Raw genomic sequence first — 14,914 nt, forward strand, 5'->3', positions numbered from 1 at the left:
CGGCCGACGTACGTGACGCCTCGGCGGGAGGGTCAGAAACCGGACGGCGCTTCCGGCAGTGCGGGTACACCGAGCTTCGCCAGCAGCGCCACCGCGTCGTCGGCCGAGACCCGCGAGGCCTGGGAGTGGAGCATGTCGTCGACCGCGAGGTCGACCTCGGCGGTGAGGCAGACGAGCACGTCCTCACCCTCGGCCTCCGCAGGCCCCTGGAAGGCGAGCACGGGCAGATAGGCGAGGTCGAGGGAGGCGGTCTTCTGCAGGAGGCGTACGGCGGCGAGCACATCGGTGCGCGGATCGGCGACCTCCAGCGGGCGGCCGTCGACGGAGGCCGCGCCCGAGGCCGGCACCTCGACCATGCCGGCGGTCGAGGGGATGTCGTGCTGCTCGATGACCGCGACCCCACCCGGGTGCACCACGACCGCCTCGAGCTCTCGCGAGCCGATGCTCACGTTGAGCACGACCAGGGCTGACTCGAGCTGGCCGAGCGCCTGGCGGAGCTTCTCCTCGCCGAAGGTCTCCGGCGCACCGAGATCGAGCATCCAGCCGCCCGCGGCGGTGGCGACCCAGGCGGCAGTCTCCTGCTCCTTGAGCGCCACCAGCTTCTCGGCCTCCTGCCGCAGCCGGTCCCGCTCGAGGGCCGCGTCGTGGGCGCGCCGCCGCTCGTCGTCGAGCTCGGCGCGCAGCATCGCGACCTCGCTCTCGGCCAGCTGCTGCAGCTCCCGGCGCCGCTCCGCCTCCCGGGCACGCTCCTCGGCCCGCTGCTTGTCGGCCCGCAGCCGGGCGACCTCGAAGCGGCGTACGCCCTCTTCGAGCAGCCCGAGGGTGCGGTCGGAGACGGGCACGTCGGCGCCCGACTCGAGCCGGTCCCGCAGCGCACCCCAGTTGACCTCGGGGTGGTCGGTGACCAGCGCGTCCAGCACCTTCAGGAGTACGTCACCCTCGACCCCAGCGCGCGAAGCCAGCGAGGCCTGGTTGAACCGAGCCGGCGCGGGCGCCGCGGTCGAGGCAGGAGCCAGGCTCCACTGCCCCGGCGGCCCCTCGGCGAAGCCGCCCGACTTCAGCACGGCGAGCAGCTCCTCCTCGGTCAGCAGCACCCGTTTGCCCTTCAAAGCGGCGCGCAGGACCTGCAGGCTCAACGGAGCCCGCAGGCGCAGGATCTCGGCGACGGCCGGCATGGAGGAATGAGGCATAGGGGCTGGTTAGGGGGTTGTTCTCGCGGCGCCGCGATCGTACACCGCAGCACCGACATTCGAGCTCCGCCCGAGCGGTTCCGAACGAACGAGCGATGACCCCGGACACTGGCTGTGTCCGGGGCCATCGCTGGAGAGCTAGTCGAGCGGCTTCAGGTCGAAGTCGTAGACAGTCGTCTGACCGGCCACGATCTGCGCCTTCTTGGTCGCCGGGACGAACCCGTCGGCCGCGACGACCACCTGGAGCGGCGCGTTGGACTTCTGCATCCAGTACCCGTAGGTGCCGTCGGCATCGGTCCGCAGCGTCACGTCGTAGGAGATGCCGTCGAGGGCCACGACGGCACCCTCGATCGGCTCACCCGAGCCCGTCACCGTCCCCGTGACCTTGCCCCAACCGGTGGGCGCCTTCACGATCATGGTCGCCGGGACCGGCGCCACGGTGTAGGGGGTGTTGTTCCCGATGGTCACGTTCGCCGTGTAGGTGCCCGGCTGGTCGACCGTGGCTGCGAACGTGGCGATCGCGGTGACCGACTTGCCCGGCGCCAGGGTGAACGACGGCGGCTGGACGTCCAGCCACGCGACGCCACCACCGCTGCCACCGGCCTCACCGGTCACATCGAGGATGATGTTGGAGTCGGGGAACCCGAGCTCCGCGGCATCCGTCGGCTCCGGCGTACCGCAGGCGTCGGAGGCCAGGTAGGTCGGCGAGGTCTCGGCGGCCGGGTTGCCGCCGAAGTAGACCGCGCCACCCGCGACCGCGACGACCAGGATGTCGTCGGGAGCGATCTCCGTCGATGCGGCGATCGGCACCGTGTAGGTCGCCCCGAAGTCGCTGGTCACGGTCGTGGTGCCCGACCCGATCGAGGTCAGGTTGGCGAAGGTGAACGCAGCACCGGCCGGGAGCGTGTAGAGCGTCGCCGTCACCGGCGTGTTCCCGCTGGCCGTCTCCTGGACCGCGAAGCTCACGCTGGTGGGCGTGAAGCCTCCCGAGATCCCGAAGTCACCCGGCGAGTAGGTCCGCAGGATCGTCGTGGTCCCCGAGGGGCACGCGACCGAGCTGGCCTGCACGACCTCGTGCGAGCTCGAGTGGGACAGGGTCGTCTCACCCGCGGGCGTGGGCGCGAGCGCCGTGACCGAGGGCTGGCCCGACGAGCCGAGCTTGCTCCCCGACTTCGACGAGGTCAGACCCGACGCCTTGGAGCCGGCGCCCGGCTTGGTCTCGACCGCCGTGGCCTTCTTGGTGGGGCTCTTGGTGACGCCGGCCGAGGCGGTCTTGTCACCCTGGATGACGACCTCCTCGCCGCTGGCGCCCAGATCGACCTCGGCGGGTGCGGACCCGGTGTTGGTGATCTTCAGGTTGCGGGAGACCGAGCCACCCATCGCGAGGTTGGCGTTCAGCGCCGTCTGGGTGACGGCGAGCTTGCCGGCCTTGAGCTGGGCGTTGGAGGTGAGCGTGGTGTCCTCGGCGACGGTGAGGTTGCGGCTGATCGCCTCGTAGTCGGGCGCGGTGAAGCTCACGCCGTACTTTCCGGTCACCAGGTCGGCGCTGTAGGAGCCGTCGGCGCCGGTCTCGATCGTCTTGACGGACCCACCGGCGGTCGGGGTCAGGGTGACCTCGGCGCCGTCGATGCCCTCCTTGGTGTTGTAGTCCTTGACGACACCGGAGACCGTGCCCATCGGGGCCAGGTCGAAGGTGATCGACTTGTTGTCGCTCAGCGACGCGGTGTTGAGGGAGAACTGGGTGGCGATGGTGCCGGTGGCGTTCTCGATGCCGATCGTGGCCGAGCTGCCCCGGGCGCGGTCGGTGCTGGGCAGGTCCCCGTAGCCGAGCTCGACGCGGCCGTCCTCGAAGAGGGTGACCGAGAAGTCGAGCAGGTCCGTGGAGCTGTTCAGCGGGAAGACGTCACGCCATTCGATGACGAACGCGTCCACGCCGTCGACCGTGGTCGCCCCGGTGTAGACGTCCGCGGCGCCGCGAGCGTCGAGGTCGTCCCAGAACGGGTAGATCGCAGCGTTCGGCACGCCCGTGGACGGGATCGCGACGTTGCTGAAGGCGGTGCTGGAGGCGAGGAAGTTCACGTGACCGTTGGACGCGACGTACGCCTTGGCGTAGTTGCCTCCGTAGAGCGGGAAGCTGAACGGCAGGTCCACCGAGGCGGCCGCGTCGTCACCTTCGAGCCCCAGCGCGGTGGTCCCGGAACGTACGCCGCTCGAGCCCTCCGAGCAGAAGTACCCGAAGTCGTCGTAGGAGAAGACGACCTTCACGTTGTGGGTCTTGTTGCCCGTGACCTCGATCTCGGAGCTCGTCGCCTCGGCACAGCCGGACCCCTCGGTGAAGATCGTGTACGTCCCCTCCGGGACGCCCGCGATCGAGTAGGTCCCGTCGGCACCGGATGTCGCGGACAGGTTGCCCGGTGACAGCTGCACCTCGGCCCCCGCGATCGGGGCGTTGGTGCTGGCGTTGGTGACGGCGCCGCTGACCGTGTGCTTCGGAGCCTCGGCGAGGTCGAAGTCGACGGTCGTGGTGGCGTCCTCGGTGACCGACGCGGTCCCGGTCTCGGTGATGAAGCCGAAGGCCGAGGTGGTCACGTCGTAGTCGCCCACGAACACGTCGGCCGAGAAGTGACCCTCGGCGTCGGTGGTGAGGGTGCGGTCGAGAGCCGAGCCGTCGAGCTCGACGGTCGCCCCCTCGATCGGGCCGCCGCCGCTGGTGACGGTGCCCGCCACCGTGCCGCCCTCGGCCGGAGCCAGGGCGATCAGGCGTGCCAGGTCGAGGTAGCCCTCGCCGTACACGTTGTTGTTCTCGGCGGTGCCACCGCAGGTGGTGTCGTCGACGTCGGTCGCCGCCTCGTTGAGCAGGCGGCGGGTCTCCTCGACGTTACCGATCAGGGTCGGGTTGTAGCTCCACAGCGCCGCGACCGCGCCCGCGAGGTGCGGGGCCGCCATCGAGGTGCCGTTGTAGTTGGCGTACCCACCACCCGGGACGGACGAGCGTACGTTCACGCCCGGTGCCGCGATGTTGGGCTTGACCAGACCGTCCTGACCCGGGCCACGGCCCGAGAACGAGGCGACGGCGCCGGAGGAGTCGACCGCACCCACCGAGTAGGTGAGCGTGTTCGCGCCCGGCGAGGACGTCCCCTGGCACATGGAACCCGGGTTGCCCGAGGCCCACGAGGAGAACTGGCCGGCTGCGTTCCAAGCGGCGTTCACATCGTCGAAGAACGAGTCGATGTAGCCGACGCCGTTCCAGCCCCAGGAGTTGTTGATGACCTGCGGGCGCTTGGAGACGTCCGGGTTCTCCCCGTTGGCGTCGGTCGGCTCGAGGAGCCACCAGCCCGACTCGAGGAGACCGGCGTCGGTGCCACAGCAGCCGTTGGTCTCGATCCACTCGGCGTCGGGCGCGACACCGATCTGGTTGCCGGCGCCGTCGTCGCCGACCATGGTGCCCATCGTGTGGGTGCCGTGGCCGTCGAGGTCACAGGGACCGCTGGTGCAGTCACCGTAGGCGTCGAACCAGTTGTAGTCGTGGGTGAAGGTGCCGTCACCGTTGTTGCCGCGGTACTGGTTCACCAGGGCCGGGTGGGTGTAGTCGGTGCCGGAGTCGACGCTGGAGACGGTGATCCCGGCGCCGGTGGCGCCCTGCTCCCAGGCCTCGGGGGCGTTGATGAAGTCGATGCCCCACTCGGTGCCCTGCGGCGCCTTGGTAGCCGCCTCCTCCTTGACCGGCTCCACGAGCGAGAGCTTGGCCCGCTCGTGGACGGTCTTGATCTCCGGGTCCGCGGCCAGCTGAAGAGCCAGCTTCTCGGAGCCGTCCTTCACCAGGATCGCGTTCGAGATCGCGTACGTCTTGTAGGAGACCTTGGCGGCGTCGAGCTCGGCGACGGCGCCGGCCTGAGATGCCTTCGCCGTCTTCTCCAGCGCGTCGACGACGTACTGACCGCGCTCGGTCCAGTCCTTGATGGACGAAGCGGGCCCGAGGTTGGCCTTGTCGGAGAACCGGAGCCAGAAGTCGGTCGAGTCCGACTTCTCGAACTTCGACTCGAGGGTGGATGAGAGCTTGGCCGCGGGGGCCTTGTCGTCGGCTGTAGGGGTGCCGGCGAATGCGGGTGTAGCGGCAAGCATCGCAGCCGTGGCGGCGAGTATGCCTGTGGCTGCTACGGCCGATCGGCCGAGGCGTGAATATCTCAAGGTGGGTCTCCTTGCGGAAACCGTCGGCAAAGCCCGTGACAGATCGTGCGCGTTTCCCGGGTAATGCGGACGGATCGATTATTGCCAGGGGAAAGCGTTGTCCCGATTTGTTACATCCGCAGTCATTCGGGTCGCTGAAGTGCGGCAGATACCTGCCAATGTCGTAAATGCGTCACGCCTCTAGATAGACTGGCGAGTCAAATATGACACCGGCGCGTCATTGACAGCCGCCCCCGGTATCGGCATCTGCCGAATGCTCCGTCAAAGGCCGGGTCGTTGACGTAGGTCCGCTTTCCGTTCGCTGTAAGTTTTTGTGAAAGGAGGGGCATGTCTGCGATCAAACGCGTGACAAACACGTCCGAGGCCGAGGCCTTGGCGGCGCTGCTCAACGGCAACTCCCGCACGAAGCCGACCGTGGTGGTGACGGTCGCGTCGGGGCACACCGATCCCTACGCCGACGTCGAGCAGATCGCGGCCGAGATCGGCGACCTCGCCGACCTCTACCTGGTCACGACGGGCGGCCACACCTGGGCCTTCTCCAACAAGATGACGCCGGGCACCCAGGTCTACGGCGGCGCCGGGCGGGTCTACCCGGTCGGGCTGGGGTGGAACATCGATCTGAAGCAGGCCCCGCTGCGGTTCGCGTGGAGCAAGTCCGAGGGCCGCAAGCTCACCGGACAGCTCATCGACGACGCCCTCGACATGGCCGCGGCGGCGGGCCTCTTCGACAGCGCCCGCACCGCCTCCACCCGCGAGCGGCGTGCCGGCACGGTCCTCTCGATCATGAGCGAGCGCGCGCTGGTCGACCTCGGCGGTGGCGACATGGCCTCGGTCCCGCCCCAGCTCGCCCAGGCAGGCGTCCCGATCGAGCGCGTCCTGGCACCCGGGATGCACGTCGACGGCGTACTGGAGAAGAAGTCACGCTGGCTCGACATCCGAGAGAGCCGCCCCACCGCCGACGAGGCACTGAAGACGTACGCCGCCGGGGACGTCGTCCCCGCCGAGGTCCGCTCCGTCCTGGCCGGCTCCGCGGACCTGCGCCTGCACCCCGACGTCACCGTCGAGCTCTTCCGTTCGGATGTGACCGGCGACCCCGACGACGACCTCCAGGCGCTCCTCACCCCCGGTGAGGTCGTGCTCGCCCGGGTCGTCGCCACCGGCCCCAAGTGGCGGCTGTCGCTGCGCGAGGTCCGCGAGCACGACACCGTCCGCGAGGCTCTGGCGCTCTATGCCGGGGGCCCGCCGTGGCTCGACCCCAATGCGCCGCCGCCTGCGGTCGTCGAGCATGTCGAGACCGAGCCCGCGCCTCCCGAGGTCGTTGCGGTGCCCGAGCCGGTCGTGACGGTCGAGATGGCTTCCGAGCCCGTTGCCGAGGCTCCTGCCAGGGCGGCGATCCCGAGCCCGGCGATGATGCCGCGGCGCAGAGGAGAGCCGGTCCGCGCCGTCCGGCCGGCGCCTCCGCCCGAGCCCGTGCCCGCGCCGGTGGCTGAGAAGGAGCCCGCGCCGGCGAAGAAGGCCGCGGTGCAGTCGATGTCGCTGCAGGTCACCGCGATCAAGGCCGAGAAGGCCCATCTCGAGGCCGAGCTGACCGAGCTCCGCGACCAGGTCTCGGGGCTGCGCAACGAGCGCGTGCAGTTCGCCAAGGACCTCGCTCGAGCCGCCCGGCAGGTCGAGACCCGCGACGTCGAGCTGGCCCGGATGCGCTCCCAGCTCCGCCGCGCCAAGCAGCGGACCGCGCCGCCCGAGGTCGCCCTGCCGGTCTTCGCCGACCGCGAGCGCGGTTTCCGCCACCTGGTCGAGGCCGCCTGGGCGCGCCGGATCCCGGTCGGCGAGCAGCCCACCCGCCCGCTGCCGGATTTCGCGATCGGCGAGCGGTTCCTCGGCAGCGTCGACGCGCTCGAGGGGATCACCGTCGACAAGATCGCCGACGTGGTCATGGAAGTGCTCACCGGCCTCGCGGAGCAGTCGACCGGCCGCGAGCTGCACCAGCTGCGTACCTCTGCCGGGGGCAACTCCGCGCCACAGTCCCGCCCCGACGGCGCGGTCTGCTACCGGGTCTCCATGCAGATCCACACGCCCAGCGCCCGCCGGCTGCACTTCTGGAAGTGCCCCGACGGCACCATCGAGCTCTCCCGCGTCGTCGTCCACGACGACATGGAGCCCTAGCTCAGCCCCAGCACCAGGTCAGCAGCCCGATGAGTGGGTCCGGGATCGACTCGAGCTCGACGGCCTCGCCGAGGATCGTTCCGTAGCGGATCTTGCGGCCGGACGCGGTGCCGAAGAAGCGGTGCAGCTGGTCGGCGACCTCCTCGCCGCGGTGCTCGGGCTGGTTCTGCAGCGTACGGAACTTGCCGCCTTCCCCGTTGGCCTCGAGGATCTCGACGATCCGCGCGGCGCCGATCGCCCGGATCATCTCGTCCTCGAGGTCGCGGCGACAGGCGAAGAAGCCCTGGCCGGAGAGGTCCTCCCCGACCTGGCGGCCGAGCGCGTTGGTGACGAAGTGCTCCTCGGCCTCGTCGTAGAGGCCGCCGACGCGATGTCCGGCCGCGGTCGTCTCCCGGATGTAACGCCCCGCGTTGCCTGCCCCGTTCATCGAGACGACCTCGATCCCGAGGTCGGCCAGGTCCACCCCGTAGCGCGGCGCCAGCGCCTCCACCAGAGCCTTGTCGGACTCTCCCTCGACAAGCAGCGTGATCGGTCGCGTCATGGCGCACACCTTAGAAGACCGTACGTCGGTGCGCCTGTTCCATATATGCAACATCCCGGACTAGCGTTGCATATATGGAACAGGACGTCGGGCGGCTCGTCGCCGAGTGCATCGAGCACTCGGGCCTCAGTTCTCGCCAGGTGGCCGCGCGCGCCGGCGTGTCCGCCTCGACGGTCCACCGGATCGTCAACGGCGTGGTCAGCCCGTCCGTCGACACGCTCGACAACATCACCACGGCGTGTGGCGTCGGGCTGGCGATGAGCGCGTCTCCGCTGGCGGCGCCGGCAGCCGCGGCGGGGGCGCGAGCAATTCTCGATCCGCTGTATCCCGCCGAGGTGGACTCCGACGTCGAGCGCTGGGCCGGCCGGCTCGACGCCTGGGCCGACGGCGACCCGGTCCAGATCATCGAGGAGGCGGCACGCGCCTCCGGCCTTCTCGACCGTCCGGACGCCGTTCTCCTGGCGGGTGAGGCCACCATCGGCCGGCTCGCCTCTGCCGGCGACGCCTCGGGCGGGCGCTGGGCGCTCTCCGGAGCGGCCGGCCTGGACCTGCCGTCCTTCGACGAGGCCGTACCCCGGATCTCGGTCCTGTGGTGCGAGGACCCGAGCGCGGTCCAGGCCTCTCTCTCCGGTGGCACGCTCCGCCCTGCGTCCGCCGCGCACCGTTCCACAGTGGTCGTCGCCGCCGCCGAACCCGACCTGTTCCTCGGCGCGTTCGAACGTGACCAGGTGGTGTACGCCGCCCCGATCCAGATCGCCATCGACGCCATCTCGGTCGGCGGCGACGCCGCGGACCGCGCCCGCGAGGAGATCCGGACATGGTGACCAAACAGCCCCGCTGGGCGCCGGACCCCGAGACGTACGCCGCCCGCAAGTCGGCCACGGACGACTCCTACCGCGAGGTCGTGGACCGCGACGACCAGGTACGCGACACCGGCGTCTGGTGGACCGAGATCGACACCGCCCGCATGCTCCCGAGCGACACCGAGAGCGCCTGGCGGCGGTTCCGCGCGAACCTGCCCGAGCTGGTCTGGCACGCCGCGAGGCTCGAGGGCAACAGCTTCACCCTTCCCGAGGTCCGCACCCTCCTCGCCGGCGTCACCGTCGGCGACCGCCCGGCTGGGGAGGAGCGGCAGGTGCTGGCGCTCAGCGAGGCGTACGGCGCGCTCCGCGACCTGGTCGGCTACGGCAGGTTCCATATCGACAAATCGACGTCCGACCGTCTCAACCGCATCGTCGCCCGCCACGAGACGCCCGACGCCGGACGGTTCCGCGGCGAGGGCACCCTGCGCCGCGACGGCAGGGAGCTGCTCCGAACCCGCTTCGCCACCCTGCAGGAGCGCCTTGCCGAGACCGACGACCCACGGCTCCAGGCGCTGATCTACTTCTGCTCCGCCGCCCGGACCCGGTTCTACGCCGGCGGCAACAAGCGCACCGCCGTGCTGATGATGACCGGCATCCTGATCTCGAACGGCTTCGACGCCGTCGTCATCCCGCACTCCCGGCGCCTCGAGCTCGACCACGCCCTCGACACCCTCGTCACCACCGACGACGCCACCGAGCTGATGGCCTTCCTCATCGACTGCGCTGCCTCCGAGAGTTGAGCTATCAGAGCACCAGGTCCGCCCGATCCCGCGTCGCCCGCACCAGCGCGGCGTTGCGCAGATCGCTCTCGGCGATCTTCACCTCCGCCTCCTCCCGCGACCTCCCGCCGGCGAGGAACCGCTCGAGCAGCCTCGGCATCAGGATCTCGTCCGGGACATCGACGAACCAGGCCTCATCCAGCAGGCCGCGTACGTCCTTCCACGGCCCCTCGTCCAGCAGCAGGTAGTTGCCCTCGGTGATCACGATCGGCTCGCCGTCGATCACGACCCCTCCAGGCACCGGCTCGTCGATGACCCGGCTGAACGTAGGCCACTCGACTCGCTCCCGGCCCCGCACCTGTCGCAACGCCTCCACATACCCGTCGGCGTCGAAGGTGTCCGGCTCTCCCTTCCGCCCCCGCGCCCCCATCGCGTCCAGCTCCGCGTTGCTCCGATGAAAACCGTCCATCGGCGCCACCACCGCGACGTTCCCGGTCTCGTTGAGTTGGTCTCGAAGCCGCTCGGCCAGCGTCGACTTCCCCGCCCCCGGCGGCCCGACGATCCCCAAGACATGTCGGCCCGCACCCACACGCTCGTGCACCCGCTCAGCGAGCTCAGCGATGCTCATCACTTGTCACGTCCTGAACGCACTGAACCATGTGCTGATCGTGTCGCCGACCGCGTCAGGAGGAACGAATACCGCCAGGTCCGCGGTGGCAAGGCTCTGGATGTGGCCGTCCCCGAGGATCGCCTCCAGGTAGCGCTGACCGAGGCGGACAGCCTCACCGCACTGCGCATCATCACCATGTTCGTCGAACTTCGCGCGGACAGATGCGCCATCGCTCGTCGCCAGCAGTCGCCAGACGTCGACGGCATCCTTCGGGCGTACGCGATCCCGACCGTTCCCGTCGCGCTCTCGGATCCGCTCACCGAGCTTGTAGGCCTTCGCGCAGAGGAGCCCGGCGTATCCGGCCACCCAGGCATCCCTGATCGAGCCGTCGACGAAGTTCTCGATCTTCATCAAGGATCGATCCAAGACAACGAGTTCTAGCCCAGGGGTGTGGCGTGTGGCCTGTTTGCCGTGGCTCTTGAGCGCATGGGCCGACCGACGCCCGCCGCCCGCGATCGAGGTCGGAACCAGGAGATCGACCTCACCGACCGGCTCGCCCGAGGTAGCCATTCCGGTTGCCCACAGACCGGGTTGTGCCTCGTACCGGCGGCGCAGTCGCGGATCGTGCTGACGCGCCTCGCCCTCGAGCTCCGCAAGTGTTCGAAACCCGGCCCCACGCATCACCGCCTCCAGGCGGGGCTCCTCTGCCACCAACGCGGGCGTCAGCGCGAGGTCTCCGTCCTTCGTCGCATCTGCTGCGACGTCCAGGTCGCGGGTGCGCTCGAAGACCGCGTGGGCGCCTGCGACGGTCACGGCATCCCGATGCGGCGCGATGGCGTCCAGCGCAGCACACAAGGCAGCACGACTCGGGGCCATAGCCGCGCCGACGCCCGCGTACACACCCGATGGGGATGCCATCCGCAGCCTTGCCGCACCTTCCACGGCAGGGCTGATGGAACGATGAGGTCCGTCAGGCACTGTGCGCTCTTTCGCTCTCGGAATCAGGCTCCAGCAGCGCCTCCAGGACAGTGTCGGCCTGTTCCGGCACCCGGTCGTTTCCGCCATAGCAGTCGAGGATGATCTGCCAGGGCGCGACGTACCAAAGACCGTCGTCCTGCCAGCGGCCAGCTTCGCTGAAGCCGTCGAACGGAAGCAAGGTGATCGGCTTGCCCCACTCCCGTGGCCCCCTGAAGGCCAGGCCGAGTGCGGCGATGGCGGCGTCAACGTCCTCCACGTAGAACGTCGGCTGACTCTCACTCGCGGAATAGACGAGCCGGTTGGCTGCCCGGTCCCCTGTCCCTGCCCACACCAGATCGGCCCGGTTCAGCCCGTCGGCGACGTCGTCCCAACTGCGGTCCTGACGCACCCTGACTACCTTCGGCCGATGGGCGAGAACCGCCGCACGACCGGCCCGGAAGGCGAAGGTCTGCAGGTCGGGGACAGTGACGTCTCCGACGCCGTCCAGCTTCAGCGTCCCGGTCATAATCCACCGGTTGATCCAGTAGTCGACCTCGGGTGGCTCCTCGCCGACGCCGAGAATCCAGCGCGCCGTGGCCACAGCCAATGGGTCGGAGACCGGGTCGAACCGCTCATCGATCCCGACCGCGTCGAGCAGCTTGAGCACCACGTCGTACGTCGGGTTCATCTTCCCCGACTCGACCCGGGTGACGGTCGACGGGGAGACCCCCGCCAGCGCTGCGACCTGGCGCGCGGACAACGCGTTCATCATCCGCGCGGTGCGCAGCCGCTGAGCGAGGGTCCCTTCCATGCGTATGAAACTACGCTTGGTGTTGCTGATCCGCAACACCATGGCCTCACGCCATGGTGACCTCGAGCTCCACGACCGCCCAGGACAGCGGCGGCAGGCTCAGGTGCACGGCACCGTCCTGAACCCCGAGCCCGCGAAGCGGCACCAGCCCGACGGCGCCGGGAGCGGACTCGACGTTGGACGTGTGCCGATCGCCGCCCTCGGGGATGGTGAGCACCTCGGCATTCACCATCCCCGACACCCCGAGGCCACGCAGATCGACGGTGACCTCAGAGGCCTCCGAGAGCCCCCGGTTGGCGACGAAGAGCGCCACCCGCCCATCCGCCTCCGACCAGGTCGCGGCAGCATCGATGACGTCGACGTCGCCGAACTTCTCAGTGGCGATCTGGTCGGCCGAGACGGCGAGCCGGAGGATCTGCCCGCGGGCCAGAGAAGCCATCCGGGCGAACGGCCAGAAGATCGTCTGCCGCCAGGCCGGCCCGCCCTCCTCCGAGCGGATCGGGGCGATGACGTTGACGAGCTGCGCCTGGTTGGCGATGCGTACGCGGTCGCCATGACGGAGGAGCGAATTGAGCAGCGACCCGACCACTACGGCATCCGTGACCGAGTAGGTGTCCTCGATCAGCCGCGGGTGCTCGCGCCACTCCTTCTTCACCTGATGGATCTGGTCGGCGGAGTCGAGGCCCTCGGCGTACCAGACGTTCCACTCGTCGAAGGAGATGTCGACCTGCTTGGTGTGCTTGCCGGCGGCCTTGGCCGCGTCGATGGTCGCGACGACGCCGTCGATGAACGCGTCCATCCCGACCGCCTCGGCGAGGAACGAGGCGGCGTCGCCGGAGCGCTCCTGGTAGTACTCGTGCATCGAGATGTAGTCGATCTCGTCATACGCATGGGTCAGGACCGTGTGCTCCCAGGTCCCGAAGGTCTCCATGTAGCGGTTCGAGGAGCCCACCGCGACCAGCTCGATCGAGTCGTCGACGAGCTTCATCGCCTTGGCGGTCTCCTGGGCGAGCCGGCCGTACTCGTGCGCCGTCTTGTGGCCGATCTGCCACGGCCCGTCGAGCTCGTTGCCGAGGCACCAGAGCTTGATGTCGAAGGGCTCCTCGGCTCCGTTCTTCCGCCGAAGATCCGACCAGTACGTCCCACCGGGATGGTTCGCGTACTCGACCAGCGCCCGCGCCTCCTCGACCCCATGCGTACCGAGGTTGATCGCCTCCATCACCTCGACGTCGGCCTCCCGGGCCCAGCCCATGAACTCGTGCAGCCCGAACTCGTTGGTCTCGATCGTGTGCCAGGCACCGTCGATACGCCGCGGCCGATCCGCAAGAGGCCCGACACCGTCCTCCCAGCGATAGCCGGAGACGTAGTTGCCGCCGGGGTAGCGCACCACCGTCGGCCCCAACTCCCGGACGAGCTCGAGCACGTCCTTGCGGTAGCCACGGTCGTCGGCCGTCGGGTGGCCGGGCTCGTAGATGCCGGTGTAGACGCACCTCCCCATGTGCTCGACGAACGAGCCGAAGAGACGACGGGGTACGTCGGCGATGGTGAAGTCGCGGTCGATGGTGATCCGTGCGCGGGTCATAGGTCTCCTAACGTTGCGCACACGATTACATCGTTGTAATGCGGTTGGCAAGGGTCTCCTTCTCCCCTATTCGGTGGATCCCTTTCGACGCGCATCGATCACGCCGCGATCGCGAGGGCCAATGGAAACCATGACGTCCCGAAAGCCACTCTCCCGATGAGCACGACGCTCCTCATCGGTGCGGGAATCGGCTACCTGCTGGGCATCCTCGTCGGCGCGTGGATCGCACGCGGCCGCCGGACCGCCCACTAGCTACCGCGTAGTGCTCGCCCGGACGACCAGCTCGTGCGGGATCGCCACCGCGCGCGGCGGGGACGTACGGTCATCGATCCTGGTCAGCAGCAGATCGACCGCCGCCTCGGCGAACGCGCGTCGGTCCAGCGCAACGGTGGTCAGCGACGGGTTCATGAACCGGGCGTGCTCGACGTCGTCGAACCCGGTGACCAGGACGTCCCCGGGCACCTCGAGCCCGTGCTCCTGGAGCACGTGCGTCGCGCCGAACGCGATCGAGTCGGTGAACGCCATGATCGCGTCGAACTCGACGCCGCGGCCCAGCAGCTCTTCGGCCGCCTCGGCGCCGCCCCTCATGGACCACTCCTCGACGTCGATCTCGAGGCTCGCGTCAGGTTCGACGGCGTACTCGCGGAGCGCCCGGTGGTAGCCCTCGAGCCGCTGGACGCTGGTGGCCGTGGCGTCGCTTGCGCCGGTCTCGCCGCCCAGGACGGCAATTCTTCGCGCTCCCCGGTCCAGGAGATGTGCCGCCACCTCGTACCCCGCCTGCCGGCTGTCGATCAGCACCCGGTCGACCTTGTGCTGCTCGACCTCCCCGATCAGCACCACCGGCGGCAGATGGTCGTCGTGGGCGATGATGCTGTCCTGGAGCCGGATCGGGTTGAGGATCAGCCCGTCGACCTGGTGCTCCCGCGCACGCGAGACAAGATCGTGCTCCCGCTTCGGCTCCGCGGCCGTCTCCTCGATCTGCACCGCCAACCCCCGCTCGTGCGCCGCCTGCACCACCCGATGCACCAGGTCCGCCGAGAACGCCGTCGCCAGATCCGGCAGCGCCAGCGCGATCACCCCCGACCGCCCGCTCCGCAGGCTCCGCGCACTCAGGTTCGGTACGAAGTCCAGCTCCGCGACCGCCGCCAGCACTTTCTCGCGGGTGTCGGGACGTACGAACACGGTCTCGTTCATCACGTTCGACACCGTCTTTGGTGACACCCCCGCCAGCGCCGCGACATCCTTCACCGTCGCCCGCCGCGGCCCCCTGGTCATGCGGTCAGCGTA

The 14,914-nt window shown here is 69.4% G+C and carries 11 protein-coding genes; 3 read left to right on the forward strand and 8 right to left on the reverse strand.

Annotated features, from left to right (window positions below; translation table 11 throughout):
- Nucleotides 1–32 precede the first annotated feature (32 nt).
- The gene (locus ACFU7D_RS02185; protein WP_378862724.1) at nt 33–1,190 is read right to left on the reverse strand and encodes a hypothetical protein; all 1,158 of its coding nucleotides are present in this window, start codon (nt 1,188–1,190) and stop codon (nt 33–35) included.
- Nucleotides 1,191–1,328: 138 nt separating this feature from the next.
- The gene (locus ACFU7D_RS02190; protein ID WP_378862727.1) at nt 1,329–5,312 is read right to left on the reverse strand and encodes a carboxypeptidase regulatory-like domain-containing protein; all 3,984 of its coding nucleotides are present in this window, start codon (nt 5,310–5,312) and stop codon (nt 1,329–1,331) included.
- 411 nt (nt 5,313–5,723) lie between these two features.
- Between ACFU7D_RS02190 and ACFU7D_RS02195 the strand changes: the two genes are divergently transcribed.
- Nucleotides 5,724–7,544, forward strand: a complete 1,821-nt coding sequence (locus ACFU7D_RS02195) for a hypothetical protein (RefSeq protein ID WP_378862729.1) — start codon at nt 5,724–5,726, stop codon at nt 7,542–7,544.
- A gap of 1 nt (nt 7,545) precedes the next feature.
- Here the strand turns inward: ACFU7D_RS02195 and ACFU7D_RS02200 are convergent, their stop codons facing one another.
- Nucleotides 7,546–8,085: a TOPRIM nucleotidyl transferase/hydrolase domain-containing protein gene (locus tag ACFU7D_RS02200; protein WP_378726217.1), complete on the reverse strand. Its 540-nt coding sequence runs from the start codon at nt 8,083–8,085 to the stop codon at nt 7,546–7,548.
- A gap of 74 nt (nt 8,086–8,159) precedes the next feature.
- On the opposite strand from ACFU7D_RS02200, the gene ACFU7D_RS02205 reads away from it, so the two are divergent.
- Both ACFU7D_RS02205 and ACFU7D_RS02210 read left to right on the forward strand, forming a co-directional pair.
- Nucleotides 8,160–8,909 (forward strand): helix-turn-helix domain-containing protein, encoded by a 750-nt coding sequence (locus ACFU7D_RS02205; protein ID WP_378862732.1) that lies wholly within the window; start codon nt 8,160–8,162, stop codon nt 8,907–8,909.
- Nucleotides 8,903–9,688: a hypothetical protein gene (locus ACFU7D_RS02210; RefSeq protein ID WP_378862735.1), complete on the forward strand. Its 786-nt coding sequence runs from the start codon at nt 8,903–8,905 to the stop codon at nt 9,686–9,688. The genes ACFU7D_RS02205 and ACFU7D_RS02210 overlap by 7 nt, the downstream gene beginning before the upstream one ends.
- Before the next feature lie 4 nt (nt 9,689–9,692).
- On the opposite strand, the gene ACFU7D_RS02215 is transcribed toward ACFU7D_RS02210, so the two are convergent.
- The 5 genes from ACFU7D_RS02215 to ACFU7D_RS02235 all read right to left on the reverse strand — a co-directional run bounded on the left by ACFU7D_RS02215 (nt 9,693) and on the right by ACFU7D_RS02235 (nt 14,902).
- The gene (locus ACFU7D_RS02215; protein ID WP_378862738.1) at nt 9,693–10,295 is read right to left on the reverse strand and encodes a nucleoside/nucleotide kinase family protein; all 603 of its coding nucleotides are present in this window, start codon (nt 10,293–10,295) and stop codon (nt 9,693–9,695) included.
- A 6-nt stretch (nt 10,296–10,301) separates the two neighbouring features.
- Nucleotides 10,302–11,195: a hypothetical protein gene (locus tag ACFU7D_RS02220; RefSeq protein ID WP_378862741.1), complete on the reverse strand. Its 894-nt coding sequence runs from the start codon at nt 11,193–11,195 to the stop codon at nt 10,302–10,304.
- Nucleotides 11,196–11,247: 52 nt separating this feature from the next.
- Nucleotides 11,248–12,087 (reverse strand): helix-turn-helix domain-containing protein, encoded by an 840-nt coding sequence (locus ACFU7D_RS02225; RefSeq protein WP_378862744.1) that lies wholly within the window; start codon nt 12,085–12,087, stop codon nt 11,248–11,250.
- A gap of 4 nt (nt 12,088–12,091) precedes the next feature.
- A complete protein-coding gene (locus ACFU7D_RS02230; protein ID WP_378862747.1) occupies nt 12,092–13,627 on the reverse strand; it encodes an alpha-N-arabinofuranosidase in 1,536 nt (511 codons plus the stop codon).
- A gap of 252 nt (nt 13,628–13,879) precedes the next feature.
- Nucleotides 13,880–14,902, reverse strand: a complete 1,023-nt coding sequence (locus ACFU7D_RS02235; RefSeq protein WP_378862750.1) for a LacI family DNA-binding transcriptional regulator — start codon at nt 14,900–14,902, stop codon at nt 13,880–13,882.
- Nucleotides 14,903–14,914 lie beyond the last annotated feature (12 nt).

This window comes from Nocardioides sp. NPDC057577 (assembly GCF_042801335.1).
In the GTDB taxonomy this organism is placed as follows: domain Bacteria; phylum Actinomycetota; class Actinomycetes; order Propionibacteriales; family Nocardioidaceae; genus Nocardioides.